We start from the raw sequence: 18,812 nt of genomic DNA on the forward strand, positions 1-18,812 counted from the left end.
AGTATCGTTATGAAACTATATATAAAACCATTAGAAACGTATTTCATTTTAATATGTTCTTTTATTACAGTATGTGTCAGTGCACAACAAGATCCTCAATATACCCAGTATATGTATAATACAATGGCGGTAAATCCGGCTTATGCCGGATCTACCGGCACTCTCGAAGCTGCACTTTTACACCGTTCGCAATGGGTAGGAATTTCAGGAGCGCCAGAAACACAGTCGTTTTCAATTCACGGACCTTTAACTAATGAAACAATTGGTTTGGGGTTAAGTATTGTAAATGACAAAATTGGTCCTTCAAATGAACTATATGTTGACGGAAACTTTTCTTATTCATTACCTCTTGGTTACGATAAAAGATTAGCGTTTGGTATAAAAGCGGGTATGAGAATGCTAAATATAGATTGGTCAAAAGGAAGATATTACGATAATAATGATGTTCTTTTAAACCAAAATATTAATAATCAAATGAAATTAGCAGTAGGAGCCGGAATCTACTATTACACACAAAGATTTTATTTAGGCTTTTCTATTCCAAGTTTTATGCAAAACAACTATTATGATGATGTTCAGGAATCTATAGATTACGATCGTTTACATTATTATTTAATGGGAGGATATGTTTTTGATTTGAGCCCAAGTTTAAAGTTCAAACCAGCGTTTTTAGTAAAAGCGGTAAGCGGAGCACCGATTACTGCTGATATATCGGCAAATTTTATGATTGTTGAAAAATTTGTTATAGGAGGATCATATAGAACCGATGATTCGGTAAGTATTCTGGCAGGTTTTCAAATATCTCCTAGTTTTTATCTGGGATATGCTTTTGATTACACCACAAGTCAGTTGAATAAATATAACGATGGAACACATGAGTTTATCCTTCGTTATACATTCAACAAAGGCCAAAGTAAAATTAAGTCTCCTCGATTCTTCTAAAAACAAAACATATGAAAAAATTATATATCCTAAGTTTAGTCTTGAGCATTACGTTTAGTTTTGCTCAAAAGACTAATTTAAAGAAAGCCGATGCTTTGTTTAGAAATTATTCATATACAGATGCATCAAAGGCTTACGAAGAAATTTTACAGAATGTTAAAAATCCAACGACGCAGACCATAAAAAATGCTGCCGACTCGTATTATTTTATTTCTGATGCAAGAAATGCTCTTAAATGGTATCGTAAACTATACGAAGTTCAGGGAAATAATTTAACTGATATTTACTATCTGCGTTACATTCAAACAATGAAAGCTGTCATGGATTATGAAGAAGCAGATAGAGTTACCAAGGAATATCTGGATAAAAAAGGAGATCAAAAAGAGATAAACCGTTACGTAGCACAAAAAAAGCAATTGGATAGTTTAGCAAAAGCAAAACCTCTTTATAATATTAAAAATCTCGATATTAATACCAGTAAATCTGATTTTGGAACAACTTTCTATCAGGATAAAATTGTATTTACATCGGCTAGAGATACGACCAAGTTTAGTGAAAAACTATATACATGGAATAATCAGCCTTTTCTGAATTTATACGTTTCCGAAAGAAATCCAGCAGACGGAAGTTTGTTCAACGAAAGTTTGTTCATACCAAACGTAATGAGCAAATATCACGAAGCAACAGCAACTTTTGATGCAGCAGGAAAAACGATTTATTATACAACAAACATTTTAAAGAAAAATAAACTGGTTGTTGATGGTGATAAAGTCAATAATTTTCAAATCGTTAAAGGTAATGTTGTAGACAATAAATTAGAAAATCCGCAAAACGTATTCTTTAGCAGCGACGATTATTCTGTTGGCCATCCTTCTTTAAGCGATGACGGAAAATGGCTTTTCTTTGCTTCGGATATGCCCGGAGGTTTTGGAGAAACCGATTTATATGTTGTAAAAATTGCCGATGACGGAACCATGAGTTCTCCGTTAAATCTCGGACCGAAAATCAATACAATTGGTAACGATCTTTTTCCTTACTATAGAAACGGAATGCTTTATTTTTCTTCAGATGGACATTATGGACTTGGTGATTTAGATGTTTACGAAAGCAAATTTTTGCCAGACGGAACTTTTACAACACCTAGAAATCTTGGAGCACCAATAAACAGTAACAAAGACGATTTTGCTTATATCGTTGATAAGTCAGACAGTTATGGTTATGTTTCATCAAACAGAGAAGGAGGAAAAGGTGATGATGATATTTATTCTTTTGTAAAAGGAAAACCAGTTTGTAACCAAAGCATTTCTGGAATGGCAGTCGACAGAAAATCAAAACTTCCATTAGCAGATGTAACAGTTATGGCGTACAATTCGTTTAAAGAAGTTTTGGGCGAAACCAAAACAAATTACGAAGGAAAATATGCCATCGTTGTGCCTTGTGATAAACTTGTAAACATGATTGCAGCCAAGCCAAATTACAGCAGTGACGAAAAAACCGTAACAACAACAAAAGAAAACGAAGGCGAAATTCCAAACATTAATTTTGAACTTAGCAATTATGATGACTTAGTTGTTAAAAAGAAAGGTGTAGAAAAAGTAGATGTTAATCCAATTTATTTTGATTATGACAAATACGATATTACACCAAAAGCAGTCGAAGAATTAACAAAAGTAGTTTTCATCATGCAGAAATTTCCAAACATCAGAATCAAAATAGAATCGCATACTGATTCAAGAGGAAAGGATTCATACAACTTAAAACTTTCAGATAACCGTGCAAAATCGACCAGAGATTATATTATCTCGCAAGGAATTGATGCATCAAGAATTGAAAGTGCAATTGGTTACGGCGAAACCCGTTTAATCAATAAATGCAAAAATGGAGTGAAATGTACAGAAGAAGAACATTTGTTAAACAGACGCTCCGATTTCATCATTATTCAAAAATAGTACTATATTTGTGGTCTAATTTATTGATAATCAGATTTTAAAATATAGAACGCAGAAACCATTTGGAAGTTGGTTTTTAAAATTCTTTTTAAGAATAATGGACAAGGAGAAAATCAGGCCGCAAGCTTTTGCTGCCTGATTTTTGATTTTATAAAACTTTTGTGTTTAATGTTATATAAACAAAAATAATCCTAATTTTGATATTCATTTATTTTTAAATCAAAATCAGCATTATTTTACCATCTATGAGTATTCAGGAAACCATTCAAGCTTTAAGAGACGAACTTAATCAGCATAACTATAACTACTATGTGCTGGATAACGCCACAATTTCTGATTACGATTTTGACATAAAACTAAAAGAACTTCAGGATTTAGAAAATAAACATCCTGAATTTTTTGACGAAAATTCACCAACCCAGAGAGTAGGCGGAACGGTTACAAAAAATTTCAAAACCATTGCGCACCAATTCAGAATGTATTCTCTTGATAATTCCTATTCAAAAGAAGATTTATTAGATTGGGAAAACAGAATTCAGCGTGTTTTAGGAAATGTAGACCTGCAGTATACCTGCGAATTAAAATACGACGGAGCTTCAATCAGTATTTCTTATGAAAACGGAAAACTGGTTCAGGCGCTAACGCGCGGGGACGGTTTTCAGGGAGATGAGGTTACCAACAATATAAAAACCATCAAATCAATTCCGATAAAATTAAAAGGAGATTATCCTGAGAAATTTGACATTCGCGGTGAAATTATACTTCCGTTTGCAGGATTCGAAAAAATGAATCAGGAATTAATCGAAATAGGCGAAACACCATATTCAAACCCAAGAAATACAGCATCGGGAAGCTTGAAATTACAAGATAGTGCTGAGGTTGCAAAACGCCCGCTGGAATGCCTTTTATATACCGTTACCGGAAATAACCTTCCATTTAAAACACAATTCGAAGGATTAGAATCTGCAAGAAAATGGGGATTTAAAGTACCAAATGAAGCCAAACTGGTAAATAACATGCAGGAAGTTTTCGAATTTATTGATCACTGGGATGTACAACGACATAAATTACCTTATGAAACAGACGGCGTTGTCATAAAGGTAAATAGTATCCATTCGCAGGAAGAATTGGGTTACACCGCAAAATCGCCGCGCTGGGCAATCGCATATAAATTCAAATCAGAGCAGGTTTCAACCAAATTAAAATCAATTTCATACCAGGTTGGACGTACAGGAGCCATAACTCCGGTTGCTAATTTGGAACCAGTGCAATTGGCCGGAACTATAGTAAAAAGAGCTTCACTTCATAACGCAGACCAAATCGAAAAGCTCGATATCAGGATAAACGATACCGTTTTTGTAGAAAAAGGAGGAGAAATTATTCCGAAAATTATTGCTGTAGATTTAGAAAAGCGTCCGGAAGATTCACAAGTAACGCATTACATAACACATTGCCCGGAATGTGAGACAGAATTAGTCAGAAATGCAGGCGAGGCCAACCATTATTGTCCAAATTTCTATGGCTGCCCGCCCCAGATTATAGGAAGGGTACAGCATTTTATTTCAAGAAAAGCAATGGATATTGAAGGACTTGGTGGAGAAACTGTCGCTTTACTTTTCAAAAATAACTTAGTTCATAACTATGCCGATTTGTATGAATTAAAAGTTGAAGACATTCTCCATTTAGAAAGAATGGCTCAGAAATCAGCAGAAAATTTAGTTAATGGAGTACAAAAATCAAAAGAAATTCCATTCGAAAGTGTTTTGTTTGCGCTAGGAATTCGTTTCGTTGGAGAAACCGTAGCCAAGAAATTAGCTAAACATTATAAAAATATTGATGCTTTAAGCCAGGCTTCTTTAATGGATTTAATTTTGGTTGATGAAATTGGAGAAAGAATTGCCAAAAGCGTAATCGAATTTTTTGAAAACGAAGAAAACAAAATTATAATTGAACGACTAAAAAAATATGGCGTTCAGTTTGAAATAGTAGAAAGAATAAATCCAAATGCTACCGAGAAATTCATTGGTAAAACTTTTGTTGTTTCAGGAGTTTTCAGCCAATTTTCAAGAGACGAATTAAAGAAAACGATCGAAGACAACGGTGGAAAAGTAGGAAGTTCAATTTCTGCAAAAACCGACTTTGTCGTTGCAGGAGATAATATGGGACCGGCAAAATTAGAAAAAGCAAATAAACTGAATATACCTATACTATCTGAAGATGATTTTATAACTAAACTGAATGAAGGCTAATAAACCATCGTTAATTTTATTTTTTCTCGCCTTACTGTTTACAATTATTTTCGATTGGACAGAACAGGATTTTCTTTCTATTTATGCTAAGGCAATAGTTCTGCCCGCAATTTTTATTTACTTTTTAATCAGCAGCGAGTTTAAAATAAAAAAGACCGAAAGCCTGATTTTCCTTTTTTGTTTTATAGGTCAGGTTTTCGATCTAATGGATATTGAGATTTCTGAAATTGGTGCTGTTATAAGTTTTCTTATAGTATATGCCTTAATAATGAAACTTTTTTTATTAGAACACGAGCGAATCAAACTCAAGAAAAAAGATATTCTGCCAATCTCAATAGTGATAATTTTTATTGTGTATTTGCTTATTTCGGTACTCAGCATCAAATTTGATAACACGAAAGAATTCGATTATATCTATATTATTTACGGAATAATTCTAAGTTATATAAGTTACTTTTCTTTTGTAAGCTACATCACAAAAGGTACATTTATAACACTATTAATGTCTTTAATGGCCGTAAGTTATATCTTTTCGGATATATTCTATATTTTTAATGAATACTTTTCGCACTCAGTTGTACTGGTTTTAATTCGTGATATAACACAAATTTTAGCCTATTACTTTATGGTCGAATATTTTCTGGAAAAAACAAAAATGCACAAAAGAGCCTTATACAATAATTGATCTCGCCTGATTGCTGTGAGCTTTATCGTTATCAAAATAAAAATCGATACGGCCTAAATTAATTCCGTAACAGCCAACCTGATTAACCAAAACTTCTTTTCCTGCTTTATTTTTTACAATAGTTGGTTTGTCAAGAAAAGTATGGGTATGTCCGCCAATAATTAAATCAATATCCTGTGTAAGTTCGGCCAGTTTTAAATCAGAAATTTTTGAAGGATCGTCTTTGTATTTATAGCCAAGGTGAGAAAGACAAATTACCAAATCGCATTTTTCTTCTTGTTTTAACAAACGTGTCATATCCTGAGCAATTTCGACAGGATCATTATAAACCGTTTCTTTATACAATTGCTTGTCAACTAAGCCCTGAAGTTCAATTCCTAAACCAAAAACGCCAACTTTAATTCCGTTTTTGTTGAAAATCTTATAAGGTTTTACAAGACCGTTCATTACGGTATTTTTAAAATCATAATTCGAATTTATAAATTCAAAAGTAGCGTGAGGCATTTGTGCATACAGTCCATCAAGACCATTATCAAAATCATGATTTCCAATTGTTGAGGCATCATATTTCATCATGCTCATCAATTTAAACTCCAATTCTCCTCCATAATAATTAAAATATGGAGTTCCCTGAAAAATATCTCCCGCGTCTAACAAAAGTACATTTGGATTTTCCTTACGTATAGTTTCAATAAGAGCCGCACGTCGAGATACGCCTCCTTTATTTGGATTACGGGGATCATCAGCCGGAAAAGGGTCAATGTGGCTGTGAACATCGTTTGTATGAAGAATCGTTAAGTGTTTAATATCGTTATTCCCAAAACTGCTCAAAGACAATCCTAAACCAATTAAGGCCGTACTTGCAGCTGTTTTTTCGATAAATTCTCTTCTTTTCATTTTATATTTTTTTTGCAGAAATGCTTCAGTTATTTTGTTTGAAATAGTTTTTTTTTATTCTTCAGTAATTCTAATATCTCTCGGAACCGGAATTGTATCAACTTCTTTGAAATAATCAATTAAAACATTTCTTAATTTATAGTTCAGATCATATTTTTCGACACTTTTACCAAAGAAGTTCATGTTGTCACCTCTATTTGCCAGATAATCATTTGTAGCAACATAATAGATTTTATTCAAATCAAGAGGTTTTCCCTGAACCATAATATTTTTTGCTTTATTATCTTTTCCAATTGTAAAAGTCATTCCGGATAAAGGTTGTGCCTTTTTCTCCTTAATTATATAAGCAGTTATTTCCTCAACTTGTTCACCTTTTAAGCCTAATACAACTAAGTTATTTTCAAAAGGCATAATTTCGAAAGCACTTCTTGTGGTAACATTTCCTTTTGGAAGTGTAGCACGAATTCCACCATGATTTAATAAACATAAATCAATTGTTTTATTCTCACGTTTTTTAAAAACAAGATTCCCTCTTTCAACACAAGCATCAGCCAGCAGGCATCCAATAGTAGTTTGCCATTTACCCACACTTTTATCCATAGTCTCCGGACAATATGCTAAAACACTATCTAAATCCTTATTAATATGGTCGCGATATGGTTTGATAAATTTTTCAATTTCAGGAGTTTCAGTGTTTTTTTCCGTTACCGGAATCTGTTTTCCTTCTATCTTCGTTACGTTATAATTCTTGGGACTGCAAGAAAATATTGAAATTGATGTTAAGAATATAACAAAAAGTTTTAAAAATCGGTTATACTTTTTTAGTTTTACCATTTTAAATGCGGCTTAAATAATTAATTTTGTAATTCGTAAAAGTACTATGTTTTTAGATTATATAAAGGAATTTTTTGTAAAAAAATCATTAAAAAATAACTTGAATACTATCAAAAACGAAGTTTTTACAAGTAATATTCAAACTGTTGGTTTGCTGGTTGATGAAAGTAATTTTCGCTATTCAAAAGAGTTAATACAAGAACTTATTGCGAACGGAATTGTTTCTGAAAACATAAAAATTGCTGTGTACAGACGTAAGTTCAAAAAGAAAAAAACGTATTCAAGACCTACTTTTGGTAAAAAACATATCAACTGGAGAGGACATATCAGCGAAGATTTTTTAAATGAATTTATTGAAACAGAATTTGACCTTTTGATTAGTTATTATGATGTCGAAAGCCCCATTTTAATGTTAATAACAAGTAAATCAAAAGCAAAATTCAAAGTAGGGTTTGCATCAGTCGATCAAAAATTAAACCGATGGATGATAAACACCACTATGGCAGAGTATAGACTTTTCATAAAAGAATTGTTTAAGTATTTAAAAAGTATAAAATAAAATTATAAATCAAAATATGCAATCATTAATAGGAACTGGTGTTGCGCTTGTAACTCCATTTAAAAAAGACTTTTCAGTAGATATCGAAGCATTGCAGCGTATCGTAAATTTTTCGATTGACGGAGGAGTTGAATATCTTGTAGTTATGGGTACAACTGCAGAAAATGCAACCTTGACACAAGAAGAAAAAGAGCTGGTTATTAACACTGTAATCAATGTTAATAAAGGAAGACTGCCTTTGGTTCTTGGAGTTGGAGGGAACAATACACTGCAAATTGTAGAAGAATTAAAAACAAGAGATTTTTCTGCTTTTGAAGCCATACTTTCAGTTTCTCCTTATTATAATAAACCAACTCAGGAAGGAATTTACCAGCATTTTAAAGCGATTGCAGAAGCTTCTCCAATTCCGGTTATACTATATAATGTTCCGGGAAGAACAGCCAGCAACATGCTTCCTTCGACAGTAATTCGTTTAGCAAACGATTTTAAAAATATCGTAGCAATCAAAGAAGCAGCCGGCGATATGGCTCAGGCACTGAAAATTATAAAAGATGCGCCAAAAGACTTTCTTGTAATTTCCGGAGATGATATGATCGCTTTGCCAATTGTTTTGGCTGGAGGAGCAGGAGTAATTTCAGTAATTGGGCAAGGTTTTCCAAAAGAATTTTCAGAAATGATTCGTTTAGGGCTGAATAAAAAAGCAGCCGAAGCATTTAAAACACAATACTTTTTGTCAGACTGTATCGATATGATTTTCGAACAGGGAAATCCTGCCGGAATTAAACAGATATTTCAGGCTATGAATATTGCCGAAAATACCGTTCGGCTTCCGTTAGTCTCAGTTGATGAGTCATTGGCAGCAAGATTAAATGAGTTTGTAAAAAACAGCATTAAATAATTGTTAAAGTGTTAGTATTTTAATATCCGAAAAAATTATTTTGCAGTCGCTAAATTAATGACTAAATTTGCCTCCGAAACTTCGGTGTGGTTTTTACTTTGGCATAATGTCTAAGAAAATCATAATAAAAGTAAAAAAATGAAAAAAATAGTATCTCTATTAATTGTTGCTGCGCTTTTTTGTTCTTGTAGCGAGTATCAAAAAGCATTAAAAAATGAAGATGTTGCGGCAAAATTTGAAGTAGCGACAAAAATGTATGATGCTGGTAAATACAATAAAGCCATTAGGCTTTTTGAACAACTGGCGCCATCTTATAGAGGTAAACCTCAGGCTGAAAAACTTTTTTATATGTTTTCACAGTCTTATTACAAAACGAAGCAGTATTATTTAGCAGGATATCAATTTGAAAGTTTTGTTTCAGGATATCCACGAAGTGAAAAAGTTCAGGAAGCAGCATTTTTAGGAGCATACAGTTATTCAAAATTATCTCCGGTTTACAGTTTAGATCAGGCAGATACTGTAAAAGCTTTAGAAAAGCTGCAGGCATTTATTGATAATTATCCAAATTCAGAATACATTCCTCAGGCAAATGCCACAGTTCAGGTTTTGAATGGAAAATTAGAGAAAAAAGCATTTGAAAATGCAAAAGGATATAATACAATTTCAGATTATAAGTCAGCTTTAGTAGCTTTTGATAATTTTATTGCTGATTTTCCGGGAACACCTTTAAAAGAAGACGCTTTATTCTATAAATATGATTCAGCATATAAACTAGCAATAAACAGTGTTCCTTCAAAAATGGAAGAACGTTTAAATATCGCCAAAACAGCTTATGCAAATTTGATTAAGTTTAAAAGCGATACCAAATATAAAAAAGAGGCAGACGAAATGAATGCCAGAGTTGAAACAGATTTACAAAAATATACTAAATAAAAAAGAAGTCATGGATTTAAAAAAGACGAATGCTCCTGTTAACACAATAACTTACAACAAAACAGTTATTGAAGAGCCAACAGGAAATGTGTATGAAGCAATTACCATTATGGCTAAAAGAGCAAACCAGATTAATTCTGAAATTAAAAAAGAATTAACTGAGAAATTAGAAGAATTTGCTACTTACAATGACAGTCTTGAAGAAGTTTTTGAAAATAAAGAGCAAATTGAAGTTTCTAAATTTTACGAAAAATTACCAAAACCACACGCTTTAGCTGTTCAGGAATGGCTAGACGGAAAAACTTACCACAGAGGTTCAAACAAATAATATAGTATAAATGTCAGTTTTAAACGGAAAAAAAATTTTACTGGGAGTTTCCGGTGGAATTGCAGCGTATAAAACAGCCTCATTAGTACGACTTTTTATAAAAGCAGGTGCACATGTCCAAGTGATAATGACACCTGCTTCTAAGGATTTTGTAACTCCGCTTACGTTATCTACCTTATCAAAAAATCCTGTACATTCCAGTTTCTTTAATGATGATAATGAAGATGCTGTATGGAATAACCACGTTGAATTAGGTCTTTGGGCCGATTTAATGCTGATAGCTCCGGCAACAGCAAACACGATGTCTAAAATGGCATCAGGAAACTGTGATAATCTGTTAATAGCTACGTATTTATCTGCTAAATGTCCTGTTTATTTTGCTCCGGCAATGGATCTGGATATGTACAAACATCCTTCTACACTTTCTAGTTTTAATACCTTAAAACAATTTGGTAATATTATTATTCCGGCCGAAAAAGGTGAACTGGCAAGCGGTTTATCTGGTGAAGGTCGAATGGCTGAACCTGAAAATATTATAGCTTTTCTTGAAGCCGATTTAGAAAGTAAATTACCCCTTAAAGGAAAAAAAATACTAATTACTGCAGGTCCCACATACGAAGCGATAGATCCCGTACGTTTTATAGGAAACCATTCATCTGGAAAAATGGGATTTGACATTGCAAATCAAGCTGCAAATCTTGGTGCTGAGGTAATTTTGGTTTCAGGTCCAACACATTACAAAACTAAAAATTCTTCTATAGAAGTAATAAGCGTGATGTCCGCTCAGGAAATGTATGATGCATGTCATAAATATTATGATAATGTTGATGCAGCAATTGCCGCCGCCGCCGTAGCAGATTACAAGCCTAAAGAAGTAGCTTTGCAAAAGATAAAGAAAAATGCAAATGAGTTTTCGATTGAATTAGAGAAAACAAAAGATATTTTGTCATCTTTAGGAGCTGCTAAAAAAAGCCAGTTTTTAATAGGCTTTGCTCTTGAAACTGAAAATGAAATTGAAAATGCTAAGTTAAAAATCCAGAAAAAAAACTTAGATTTGATAGTGCTGAATTCTTTACAGGACGAAGGTGCCGGTTTTAAAAAAGCAACCAATAAAGTGACCTTTATTGATAAAGATTTTAATATCGAGCCAATGGAATTAAAATCTAAAGAATTTGTAGCAGTTGATATTTTAAACAAAGTGATTTCGCATTTTTCAAAATCATAAAGTTTTTAAATATTTCTATAAAGTAAGAATAGTTGTCTTATTTTTGCTAATTATAAAATTGTATTTGTATGAACAAAATAGTTACTCTTTTCGTATTTTTTATTTTTAGCTTCTCTCAGGCACAACAGTTAAATTGTACAGTAACTATCAATACTGAAAGGCTTCCTACACCAAATCAACAGATTTTTAAAACACTTCAGACAGCTTTATCTGAATTTGTAAACAAAACAGACTGGACCGGTTCTGCTTTAAAACAAAATGAAAGAATTAACTGTTCGATGTATATTACATTGTCATCTTATAGTTCTGACCAGTTTACAGGAACTATTCAGGTACAATCTTCAAGGTTAATTTATAATTCGACATATTCATCGCCTGTTTTAAATTTTAACGACAAAGATTTTAATTTTAGATATACAGAGTACGAACCGCTTTTATTTAATCCTTCTGTTTATGAATCAAATTTGGTATCTGTTATATCTTTTTACAGCTACATAATTTTAGGAATGGATGCCGATACTTTTCAAAGTGGAGCTGGAAATCAATATCTTGAAACGGCACAAAATATTGCAAGTGTTGCACAGCAAGGCGGATTTAAAGGATGGAGCCAGTCTGATGGGCTTCAAAATCGTTATTATTTAATAAATGATATGCTTTCGCCAATGTATACAGATTTACGCCAGACAAGTTTTTTGTATCATACAGGATTAGATCTGATGAGCACCGATTTAAAAACTGCAAAAGAAAAAGTAAAATCATCTTTAATACTTATTGGTAAAGTAAATTCAGTTAGACCAAACGCATTTGTAACAAGAGTATTTTTTGATGCAAAATCAGATGAAATTGTTTCTATTTTTTCTGGCGGGCCAAGTATTCCGGTTACGGACTTAACAGACGTTTTAAATAAAGTGTCGCCTTTAAATACTACAAAATGGACTCAAATTAAGTTTTAAAAACTTAATTTTTTTTACTTTCTTCGTAGTACTTTTATTTTTATAATTTCCCCTTATGATAACTTCACTATCGATTAAAAATTATGCTCTAATTGAAAAACTTGCTATAGACTTTTCAAAAGGTTTTTCTATCATTACAGGAGAAACCGGAGCAGGAAAATCGATTATTTTAGGAGCAATTGGACTGGTTTTAGGAAAAAGAGCCGATCTTACGTCATTAAAAAATAAAGAAGAAAAATGTGTTATTGAAGCTCAGTTTGAAATTTCTAAATACAATCTAAAAGAGTTTTTTGAAGCCAATGATCTTGATTACGAAGATGAAACCATAATAAGACGTGAAATTTTACCTTCGGGAAAATCTCGTGCTTTTATAAACGACAGCCCTGTAAATCTTCAGGAATTACAAGATTTAAGTTTATTTTTAATAGATATCCATTCGCAGCAGCAAACCCAGGAATTATCAGACGAAACAGTTCAGTTTAAAATAATTGATGCAATTGCTGATAATGGCGAAACAATTTTAGCATATCAAAATTTATTAAAAGTTTATAAATCAGAAAAGTCTAAATTAAATGCTTTACTGAAAAAACAAAGCGATTCTGGAAAAGAGCAGGAATACAATACTTTTTTATTGAATGAATTGGTTTCGGCTAAATTAAAATCTGGAGAACAAGCAGAATTAGAAGCTGATTTTGAGAAACTGAATAATGTTGAAATTATTAAAGAATCAATTGATAAATCACTTGTAATAGCAAATGAAGAGCAGTTTGGTGTATTTCATAATTTGAATGAAATTAAAAATGCCTTGCAGAAAATTGCTCCATTTTCAACAGAATATCAAAATCTATTTGAAAGAGTTACCAGTATCGCAATAGAATTTGATGATATTTCAAAAGAGCTTCAAAATGCTTCCGAGAAATTACTAAATGATCCGGAGCAATTGGAATTAGTGAGTCAAAAACTACAGTTAATTTTCAATCTTCAAAAGAAACATCACGTAAATACTGTAGATGAATTGCTTCAAATTCAGGCCGATTTAGGAAATACACTCCTTGAATTAGACAATATCGAAGAAGAAATAGAAAATCTTTCAAAATCAATCGAACAAAAAGCGTCAGAATTAGATGCTTATGCGGCAGCAATCCACAAAAACAGAACCAATGCAATTCCGGTTTTATCAAATAAGCTAATATCGATTTTAGAAACATTGGGAATGCCGAATGTTCGTTTTAATATTGAGCTTTTACCTTCTGAAACCTATTTTCAAAATGGAAAAGACGAATTACAATTCTTATTTTCGGCCAATAAAGGAACTGATTTTGGTTTGTTGAAAAAAGTAGCATCAGGAGGGGAGATGTCACGTATTATGCTGGCTGTAAAAGCAATTTTAGCGCAGTATTCAAAACTTCCAACTTTAATTTTTGATGAAATTGACACAGGGGTTTCAGGAGAAATAGCCATCAGAATGGGTGAGATTATGAAAGAAATGAGTACTAAAATGCAGATTTTTGCCATTACACATTTACCACAAATTGCGGCAAAAGGTGATTCGCATTTCAAAGTTTCAAAAGCAACAATAGATGATGATACGCAGTCAGAATTAAAGCTGCTGTCTCAGGATGAAAGAGTTATAGAAATTGCTCAAATGTTATCCGGCGCAGTCGTTTCAGATTCGGCTTTAAATCACGCCAAAGCCTTGTTGAACTAAAGAAATACTTTATATTTGTCATCGAAAAATAATTAAACAAACCTGCATAAGTAGTCATTTATCTTGATAATGATTAATTTATGAGTAAATAAAAAGAGTATGATTATAGAACCTAGAATGAGAGGATTTATTTGTTTGACTGCCCACCCAAAGGGAGCTGAGCAAAATGTTAAAAATCAAATTGAATATATCAAATCAAAAGGTGCAATTGCCGGAGCAAAAAAAGTATTAGTTATTGGTGCTTCAACAGGTTTCGGATTAGCTTCAAGAATTACAAGTGCTTTTGGATCTGATGCTGCTACAATTGGAGTGTTTTTCGAAAAACCGCCAGTTGAAGGAAAAACTGCTTCACCAGGCTGGTATAATTCTGCAGCTTTTGAAACTGAAGCTCATAAAGCAGGTCTATATGCAAAAAGTATCAATGGAGATGCTTTTTCAAACGAAATAAAAAGAGAAACTTTAGATTTAATAAAAGCTGATTTAGGTCAGGTAGATTTAGTAATATACAGTTTAGCTTCTCCAGTGCGTACAAACCCTAACACTGGCGTTACTCACCGTTCAGTTTTAAAACCAATCGGACAAACTTTTACAAACAAAACAGTTGATTTTCATACAGGAAATGTGACTGAGGTTTCAATCGCTCCTGCAAACGAGGAAGATATTGAAAACACAGTGGCAGTTATGGGAGGTGAAGACTGGGCAATGTGGATCGATGCTTTGAAAAATGAAAATTTATTAGCAGACGGTGCTCTAACAATTGCGTACTCATATATTGGACCAGAATTAACGGAAGCAGTTTACCGCAAAGGAACAATTGGTCGTGCAAAAGATCATTTAGAAGCTACTGCATTTACAATTTCAGATAATTTAAAATCTATAGGCGGAAAAGCTTATGTTTCTGTAAATAAAGCATTAGTAACACAGGCAAGTTCTGCAATTCCGGTTATTCCGTTGTATATTTCTCTTTTATATAAAATCATGAAAGAAGAAGGTATTCACGAAGGATGCATCGAGCAAATTCAGCGTTTGTTTCAGGATAGATTATACAATGGTTCAGAAGTTCCTGTTGATGAAAAAGGAAGAATCAGAATTGATGATTGGGAAATGCGTGAAGATGTTCAGGCAAAAGTTGCTAAACTTTGGAAAGAAGCAACAACTGAAACATTACCAGCTATTGGTGATTTAGCAGGTTACAGAAATGATTTCCTAAACTTATTTGGATTTGAATTTGATGGAGTTGACTACAAAGCAGAAGCTAATGAAGTAGTTAATATTGACAGCATCAAATAAAAACATATATCTTACAATAAAAACCATCAACCAAAAGTTGGTGGTTTTTTTATGAATATAACCTATCTTTGCTCAAATTTTAAAGCTTAGAATATTCCACTTAAACCGCATTCCCGCTATGATTTTTTCTTTAATTATACCCGTGTATAATCGTCCAGATGAAGTTGATGAACTTTTGGAAAGTCTTACAAAATCTGATTACAATGAACCTTTTGAAATTGTTCTTGTTGAAGACGGATCTTCTATTCCCTGCAAAGATGTAGTGATGACGTATCAGGGGAAATTGAATATTTCGTATTATTTTAAACAAAATTCAGGTCCTGGCGATTCACGAAATTTTGGAATGCAGAAGGCAAGAGGTGATTATTTTATCATTTTTGATTCAGATTGTATTATTCCTTCAAATTATTTAACAGAAGTTCGAAAAGCTCTGGATGAAAAATATGTAGATTGTTTTGGCGGACCGGATAAAGCCTTAAAAACCTTTTCGAGTATTCAAAAAGCGATCAATTTTGCGATGACATCTTTCCTTACAACAGGTGGAATCCGCGGAGGTTCTGAAAAAATTAATAAGTTTCAGCCCCGCAGTTTTAATATGGGAATTTCTAAGAAAGCATTTGAAGCATCAAAAGGTTTTGGAAACATTCATCCTGGTGAAGATCCTGATTTATCTATCCGTTTATGGAATCTTGGATTTGAAACCAGACTGTTTTCTGAGGCTTTTGTGTATCATAAACGTAGAATTGACTGGGAAAAATTCTCTATTCAGGTAAAAAAATTCGGTATTGCAAGACCAATATTAAACAGTTGGTACCCAGAACATAATAAGCTGACTTTTTTCTTTCCAACCGTATTTATCATAGGTTTATTGATAGCTTTTTTACTATTAATTTTTAATATTGATATTTTATTACAATTATATTTTGTATATTTCGTTATTATTTTTCTTACAGCAAGTATTCAGAATAAAAGTATCAAGATTGGATATTTATCAGTAATTGCTGTATGGAAACAATTTTATGGTTATGGAACTGGTTTTTTGGAGTCTTTTATAAAAGTCATTTTATTAAAGAAAAAACCACAAGAAGCTTTTCCACGTATGTTTTTTAAAATATAATATGACAAAGATTATCGGCCTTACTGGCGGAATAGGAAGTGGTAAAACAACTATTGCCAATTTTTTTAGAGAAATGGGCATTCCGGTTTATATCGCCGATGATGAAGCAAAAAAGGTAATGCAGTCTGAAGAAATTATAAATCAGATAAAAATTTCTTTTGGAGAATCGCTCTTTGATAATAATGTTTTAAATCGGGCAAAACTAGCTGAGATTGTTTTTAATGATGCAGAAAAATTAGAAAAGCTTAATTCTATTGTTCATCCGGCCGTAAAAAAAGATTTTCAGCTTTGGCTTTCACAAAATAAAAATCATGAATTCGTAATTTATGAAGCAGCTATTTTATTTGAAAGTGGTAAATATAAAGAAATCGATTATATAGTTACAGTTACTGCTCCTGAAGAAATTAGAATCGAAAGAGTAATGAAACGGGATAATGCAACACGTGAGCAGGTTTTAAGCAGAATGAAAATGCAGTGGAATGATGAAAAACGAATTTCTTTGAGCAATTTTGTTATTAATAACAGTAATCTTAAAATTGCTAGAGAAGAAGTTGTTAAAATTCTTAAAATTTTAAATATAAAACAAAAACAGTCTTAAATGTTAATATTTGGTTAATGTATTATTTAGTATATTGTTAAAATATTAATTTTGTTTCGATGAATAAATTATTTTTTAGAATACTTGTTTTACTGATGAGCCTGTCATTGATAGGGATAATTCTGGTACAAGTATTTTGGTTTAATTCTTCGTTTAAAAATAATGAAGAACAATTTAAATACCACGTTACACAAGTTATCGGAAATGTTGCAGACAAACTTGAGCAGCAAGAAGAATACAGCTTTTACGATAAATACAACCGCATAAAAGACAGTACGGGTAAAATTCCTAAAAAAGAAGATTTGCTTGAAGTATTGTATGTGCAGAGAAATACAAAAACAAATAAAACAATTGTTTATTCGAATACACTTACTTCTGAAGATTATGATATAAACGGATCTGTTTTTAACAAAAAATTCAGCAGCGAGAGATTTAAGAATTTTAGTTCTAAAAGAGTTACAGAAGTTTACAATAACAATAACGGAATCGATAATAACAATTTAGGTCAAAGTATTATACCGGATCTGAAAATTGAAAAATCAGGAAGTTTAGATATTTTAAATAAAGTTCAGCAGCAAATTCAGTATAAAGATATTGCTTCGCTTACCCCAATTGAAGGCAGAATTACAAAAGATAAACTTTTTAAGCTTTTAAAGAAAGAATTAGAAGAATATGGAGTAAAAACCAAATTCGAATATGGAATTTATAGCAGCGGTGTTCCTACGAAAATTAAATCAGACGGATTTCACTATGATAAAGAAGCAACCTATAATATTCCAATTTTTACTGATAATGAAGGAAACAGCAGATATGAATTATCTGTTACCTTTCCTCACAAAAAGAAATTTTTATTATCAGAGTTATTAAGTATCACTATATTATCAATAGTTTTTACTTTGATCATAATAGTAGCATACACAAGTGCTTTAAATCAATTACTGCGTCAGAAACATATTTCTGAAATCAAAACCGATTTTATTAATAATATGACGCATGAGTTTAAAACTCCAATTGCAACAATAAATTTAGCACTTGACGCCATTAGAAGTCCTAAAGTTATCGAAGATAAAGACAAAGTTTATCGATATCTTCAAATGATAAGGGATGAAAATAAAAGAATGCACGCTCAGGTAGAAAATGTACTCCGTATTTCTAAACTAGAGAAACGAGAACTTGATATCACCAAGGAGCCAACCGTAATTACTGATGTAATTGATGATGCAATTGAGCACGTAAATCTGATTTTAGAAGATAGAAAAGGATCAGTAGTAAAACATTATAATGCAGCAAGAACAACTTGTTTGATTAATGAAGTTCACTTTACAAATGTTTTGGTTAATATTTTAGAAAATGCAATAAAATATTCTCCGGATGCTCCTGAAATTGAAATATTTACGGAGAATGTAAAAGACATGATTTTAATTAAAGTAAGAGATCATGGATTAGGAATGAGTAAGATAGCTCAAAAACGAGTTTTTGAGAAATTTTACAGGGAACATACCGGTGATCTCCATAATGTAAAAGGGCATGGCTTAGGGCTTGCTTACGTAAAAAGAATAGTAGAGGACCATAATGGTCAAGTATATGTTGAAAGCGAAAAAGGAAAAGGTAGCACCTTTATAATAAAAATACCATTAATAAATTAAA

General features: G+C 32.2%; 17 protein-coding genes. 15 read left to right on the forward strand and 2 right to left on the reverse strand.

Annotation, left to right across the window (positions count from 1 at the left end; translation table 11 throughout):
• Window positions 1-9: 9 nt before the first annotated feature.
• The 4 genes from BUC29_RS05540 (at window position 10) to BUC29_RS05555 (ending at window position 5,825) form a co-directional block, all read left to right on the forward strand.
• Window positions 10-942, forward strand: a complete 933-nt coding sequence (locus tag BUC29_RS05540; protein ID WP_073414162.1) for a PorP/SprF family type IX secretion system membrane protein — start codon at window positions 10-12, stop codon at window positions 940-942.
• An 11-nt stretch (window positions 943-953) separates the two neighbouring features.
• Complete coding sequence (locus tag BUC29_RS05545; protein WP_073414164.1) at window positions 954-2,891, forward strand: OmpA family protein; 1,938 nt, start codon at window positions 954-956, stop codon at window positions 2,889-2,891.
• A 245-nt stretch (window positions 2,892-3,136) separates the two neighbouring features.
• Window positions 3,137-5,140, forward strand: a complete 2,004-nt coding sequence (gene ligA / locus BUC29_RS05550) for an NAD-dependent DNA ligase LigA (RefSeq protein WP_073414166.1) — start codon at window positions 3,137-3,139, stop codon at window positions 5,138-5,140.
• Window positions 5,130-5,825 (forward strand): hypothetical protein, encoded by a 696-nt coding sequence (locus BUC29_RS05555; protein ID WP_073414168.1) that lies wholly within the window; start codon window positions 5,130-5,132, stop codon window positions 5,823-5,825. The genes ligA and BUC29_RS05555 overlap by 11 nt, the downstream gene beginning before the upstream one ends.
• Here the strand turns inward: BUC29_RS05555 and BUC29_RS05560 are convergent.
• Window positions 5,811-6,722: a bifunctional metallophosphatase/5'-nucleotidase gene (locus tag BUC29_RS05560; RefSeq protein WP_073414170.1), complete on the reverse strand. Its 912-nt coding sequence runs from the start codon at window positions 6,720-6,722 to the stop codon at window positions 5,811-5,813. The two genes, BUC29_RS05555 and BUC29_RS05560, sit on opposite strands and share 15 nt — an antisense overlap.
• 54 nt (window positions 6,723-6,776) lie before the next feature.
• Window positions 6,777-7,556, reverse strand: coding sequence for a 5'-nucleotidase C-terminal domain-containing protein (locus tag BUC29_RS05565; protein ID WP_073414172.1), 780 nt, complete (start codon window positions 7,554-7,556; stop codon window positions 6,777-6,779).
• Between the two features lie 46 nt (window positions 7,557-7,602).
• Here BUC29_RS05565 and BUC29_RS05570 point away from each other — a divergent pair, with 46 nt between their 5' ends.
• From BUC29_RS05570 to BUC29_RS05620, 11 genes are all read left to right on the forward strand, one after another.
• The gene (locus tag BUC29_RS05570) at window positions 7,603-8,115 is read left to right on the forward strand and encodes a DUF6913 domain-containing protein (protein ID WP_073414174.1); all 513 of its coding nucleotides are present in this window, start codon (window positions 7,603-7,605) and stop codon (window positions 8,113-8,115) included.
• A 16-nt stretch (window positions 8,116-8,131) separates the two neighbouring features.
• A complete protein-coding gene (gene dapA / locus BUC29_RS05575; RefSeq protein WP_073414176.1) occupies window positions 8,132-9,013 on the forward strand; it encodes a 4-hydroxy-tetrahydrodipicolinate synthase in 882 nt (293 codons plus the stop codon).
• Window positions 9,014-9,151: 138 nt separating this feature from the next.
• Window positions 9,152-9,946, forward strand: coding sequence for an outer membrane protein assembly factor BamD (locus BUC29_RS05580; RefSeq protein WP_073414179.1), 795 nt, complete (start codon window positions 9,152-9,154; stop codon window positions 9,944-9,946).
• A 10-nt stretch (window positions 9,947-9,956) separates the two neighbouring features.
• Entirely contained in the window at window positions 9,957-10,274 is a 318-nt protein-coding gene (locus BUC29_RS05585) for a DNA-directed RNA polymerase subunit omega (protein ID WP_007807938.1), read from the forward strand.
• 10 nt (window positions 10,275-10,284) lie between these two features.
• Window positions 10,285-11,499 (forward strand): bifunctional phosphopantothenoylcysteine decarboxylase/phosphopantothenate--cysteine ligase CoaBC, encoded by a 1,215-nt coding sequence (coaBC, locus tag BUC29_RS05590; RefSeq protein WP_073414181.1) that lies wholly within the window; start codon window positions 10,285-10,287, stop codon window positions 11,497-11,499.
• 68 nt (window positions 11,500-11,567) lie between these two features.
• A complete protein-coding gene (gene porD, locus BUC29_RS05595) occupies window positions 11,568-12,452 on the forward strand; it encodes a type IX secretion system protein PorD (RefSeq protein ID WP_073414183.1) in 885 nt (294 codons plus the stop codon).
• Window positions 12,453-12,507: 55 nt separating this feature from the next.
• Window positions 12,508-14,160, forward strand: coding sequence for a DNA repair protein RecN (gene recN, locus BUC29_RS05600; RefSeq protein WP_073414185.1), 1,653 nt, complete (start codon window positions 12,508-12,510; stop codon window positions 14,158-14,160).
• A 99-nt stretch (window positions 14,161-14,259) separates the two neighbouring features.
• Complete coding sequence (gene fabV / locus BUC29_RS05605) at window positions 14,260-15,450, forward strand: enoyl-ACP reductase FabV (protein WP_073414187.1); 1,191 nt, start codon at window positions 14,260-14,262, stop codon at window positions 15,448-15,450.
• 118 nt (window positions 15,451-15,568) lie between these two features.
• Window positions 15,569-16,567 carry a glycosyltransferase family 2 protein gene (locus tag BUC29_RS05610; protein WP_073414189.1) on the forward strand — a complete coding sequence of 333 codons (999 nt, stop codon included), beginning with the start codon at window positions 15,569-15,571 and terminating at the stop codon, window positions 16,565-16,567.
• 1 nt (window position 16,568) lies between these two features.
• Window positions 16,569-17,165 (forward strand): dephospho-CoA kinase, encoded by a 597-nt coding sequence (gene coaE / locus BUC29_RS05615; RefSeq protein ID WP_073414191.1) that lies wholly within the window; start codon window positions 16,569-16,571, stop codon window positions 17,163-17,165.
• Window positions 17,166-17,224: 59 nt separating this feature from the next.
• Window positions 17,225-18,811 (forward strand): sensor histidine kinase, encoded by a 1,587-nt coding sequence (locus tag BUC29_RS05620; protein ID WP_073414193.1) that lies wholly within the window; start codon window positions 17,225-17,227, stop codon window positions 18,809-18,811.
• The last annotated feature ends 1 nt before the right edge of the window (window position 18,812 follow it).

It is taken from the genome of Flavobacterium defluvii (assembly GCF_900129555.1).
Classification (GTDB): Bacteria; Bacteroidota; Bacteroidia; order Flavobacteriales; family Flavobacteriaceae; genus Flavobacterium; species Flavobacterium defluvii.

Bases quoted from the DNA above. Each gene is read 5' to 3' on its own strand.
- BUC29_RS05540 (WP_073414162.1), top strand. From the start codon at position 10: ATGAAACTATATATAAAACCATTAGAAACGTATTTCATTTTAATATGT.
- BUC29_RS05580 (WP_073414179.1), top strand. From the start codon at position 9,152: ATGAAAAAAATAGTATCTCTATTAATTGTTGCTGCGCTTTTTTGTTCT.
- BUC29_RS05585 (WP_007807938.1), top strand. From the start codon at position 9,957: ATGGATTTAAAAAAGACGAATGCTCCTGTTAACACAATAACTTACAAC.
- coaE (WP_073414191.1), top strand. From the start codon at position 16,569: ATGACAAAGATTATCGGCCTTACTGGCGGAATAGGAAGTGGTAAAACA.
- BUC29_RS05570 (WP_073414174.1), top strand. From the start codon at position 7,603: ATGTTTTTAGATTATATAAAGGAATTTTTTGTAAAAAAATCATTAAAA.
- BUC29_RS05545 (WP_073414164.1), top strand. From the start codon at position 954: ATGAAAAAATTATATATCCTAAGTTTAGTCTTGAGCATTACGTTTAGT.
- BUC29_RS05620 (WP_073414193.1), top strand. From the start codon at position 17,225: ATGAATAAATTATTTTTTAGAATACTTGTTTTACTGATGAGCCTGTCA.
- porD (WP_073414183.1), top strand. From the start codon at position 11,568: ATGAACAAAATAGTTACTCTTTTCGTATTTTTTATTTTTAGCTTCTCT.
- BUC29_RS05555 (WP_073414168.1), top strand. From the start codon at position 5,130: ATGAAGGCTAATAAACCATCGTTAATTTTATTTTTTCTCGCCTTACTG.
- BUC29_RS05560 (WP_073414170.1), bottom strand. From the start codon at position 6,722: ATGAAAAGAAGAGAATTTATCGAAAAAACAGCTGCAAGTACGGCCTTA.
- coaBC (WP_073414181.1), top strand. From the start codon at position 10,285: ATGTCAGTTTTAAACGGAAAAAAAATTTTACTGGGAGTTTCCGGTGGA.
- ligA (WP_073414166.1), top strand. From the start codon at position 3,137: ATGAGTATTCAGGAAACCATTCAAGCTTTAAGAGACGAACTTAATCAG.
- BUC29_RS05610 (WP_073414189.1), top strand. From the start codon at position 15,569: ATGATTTTTTCTTTAATTATACCCGTGTATAATCGTCCAGATGAAGTT.
- recN (WP_073414185.1), top strand. From the start codon at position 12,508: ATGATAACTTCACTATCGATTAAAAATTATGCTCTAATTGAAAAACTT.
- fabV (WP_073414187.1), top strand. From the start codon at position 14,260: ATGATTATAGAACCTAGAATGAGAGGATTTATTTGTTTGACTGCCCAC.
- dapA (WP_073414176.1), top strand. From the start codon at position 8,132: ATGCAATCATTAATAGGAACTGGTGTTGCGCTTGTAACTCCATTTAAA.
- BUC29_RS05565 (WP_073414172.1), bottom strand. From the start codon at position 7,556: ATGGTAAAACTAAAAAAGTATAACCGATTTTTAAAACTTTTTGTTATA.